The organism is Psychrobacter sp. HII-4, from assembly GCF_904846595.1.
Taxonomy (GTDB): Bacteria; Pseudomonadota; Gammaproteobacteria; order Pseudomonadales; family Moraxellaceae; genus Psychrobacter; species Psychrobacter celer.
In genome coordinates this window covers 1-1,868 of record NZ_CAJHBJ010000085.1, presented here as the reverse complement: position 1 = coordinate 1,868, position 1,868 = coordinate 1, and the positions used below count along the sequence as shown (strand labels likewise).

The window sequence follows — 1,868 nt, the reverse complement described above, 5'->3', positions numbered from 1 at the left end:
TGTCATCAAAGCTTTTCATGCTGCTAGCCATTTGCTGGGCAAGTTTTTTAAGGTCGGTTTGCTTAGTCATTGCTTATTCTCCGGTTAGTGGATTATAAGCAGTTACACAAAGTTTGGGAAACTCTCAGAAACGGAGCTTTGGTTAGAGTTTTCATCTGCTCAAGACAAAATGTACTTTGTTAAAAATAACGACAACCTAAATCTATGTACGTACATGTCGGATAACAATGAACGGCCTTATTCATCTTGGGCAAGTCGTTGCTATTTCAAAGGGAAAATACCAAAGGAAATAACTATAGAATATACCCCTTGGTTGCCATACGATGAAGATAAACTAACCTATTATGGCAAAAGCAAGTTTTACCCAGAAGAGAAACCATTTACCATTTATTATAATCCAAATGATGAACAAGTTAGTGAAGAACGCTGGGTAGATGAAGGGGTCACAAGAAGGCAAGAAGCTTTGGATGCGCTACCAGAGTCCTCATGGCGTACCTTTACGATCAAACCCAAGCAGATTCTTGAAAAATACAGATGGAAAAGTCCTGAAGGTCGCCCTATAGGTATTGTTATTCCGATTGGTAACAGTGCTATCATTTATCCAAGTATCTACCCATATAATAAAGATAAAGTCTTAACTATTGAAATGTTTTTAGATGAAAACGACAACTTAACAATCGATGAGCATTTTAAATGGGAAGATGAGTATTCAAAGAATATGCCTATGAATTAGCAAATATTGTATAAGACAAAACCAGATACCTAATGTATCTGGTTTTGTCTTATTTAGTAGTAAATTAATAGATACGCATATTCCGCCAGTCGAGTCGAACGCGGCTTTTTAGGCGCACATTCAGACATCGGGGGCGGATATTCTGAAGGTGACTTAATCATGATAGCGTTGCTCGTTTTAAAGTATTTACCCCAGGTAGCGAGTTCCGCTGGGCAAATGATGCCTCAAAAGGTTATGAAGAAGCCAGTATCGTCAAAACCCAAGATCATCTGGAGCTCTCATGGGAATATATCAAAGACAACTTCGAAAACCCTAATTATAAATGGTTTGATATAATCAAGAATCAAACGGAAGACTTTCTGGCAACAGGTGAGGCGTTTAGAGAAGGCAGTTTACTTGGTATGTTAACATCTCATCCGCTTCAATTTAATATAGTCAATTCAAAGCAAAAGTGTTATAGCTTGGACAAACATCATAAAACAATTTGGATAAGTCATTTTCCATCCAGCCTTGGCGTAGAAACTTCACTTGAGCCCATTTCTTTTCGATAGGGTTTAGGTCTGGGCTGTACGGCGGCAACCATAGAATACGATGCCCGTGCCTGTTTAGTAGCTTTTGAATGCGTTTGCTCTTAGGAAATCTGGCGTTATCCATGACAATCACGCATTTTGTTTTAAGATTTGGGATTAGCTTGTGTTTGCACCAGTGATAGAAGACGATGCTGTTGATGTTTGTCTCAAAGTAATCAAGCGCAAACAGCATCTTTTCATATAGAGCACCGATAACGTTGGTTCGCTTTTTACCTTGCCAGTTGTAGTTATCGATACAAGGCTTACCAATCGGTACATAACCATGAGAGCGAATGGTTTCAGACTCAAAAGCCACTTTCATCCATATAAACGATGGTATAGCCTTGCTGTTTAAAGTTATCAAGCTTTCCCTGATACACCGCTCTTTTTATTGGGCAAGCTTTTGGATGCTCTAATGTCTTTTTTTTGACTGATGCCTAGCCGCTTTAGGGCATGATGAATGCCTGTTTTACTACAGTTTAGACGACGGGCTCGCTCATACTGGTAATCATCAGGATGTTCTTTAACATAATTAAGTAGCACGTCATCTGGTATTTTATAGGGTT

At 38.9% G+C, this 1,868-nt stretch carries 3 protein-coding genes; 1 reads left to right on the top strand and 2 read right to left on the bottom strand.

Going from position 1 to position 1,868, the window contains the following annotated elements:
* The first annotated feature begins 214 nt into the window (after positions 1 to 214).
* A complete protein-coding gene (locus JMX98_RS13780) occupies positions 215 to 733 on the top strand; it encodes a hypothetical protein (protein WP_201587392.1) in 519 nt (172 codons plus the stop codon).
* 435 nt (positions 734 to 1,168) lie between these two features.
* On the opposite strand, the gene JMX98_RS13775 is transcribed toward JMX98_RS13780, so the two are convergent.
* Entirely contained in the window at positions 1,169 to 1,618 is a 450-nt protein-coding gene (locus JMX98_RS13775; RefSeq protein ID WP_201587391.1) for a transposase, read from the bottom strand.
* A gap of 44 nt (positions 1,619 to 1,662) precedes the next feature.
* Positions 1,663 to 1,868, bottom strand: a 206-nt coding sequence (locus JMX98_RS13770; RefSeq protein ID WP_227680190.1) for an IS630 transposase-related protein, incomplete at its 5' end; no start/stop codon positions are given.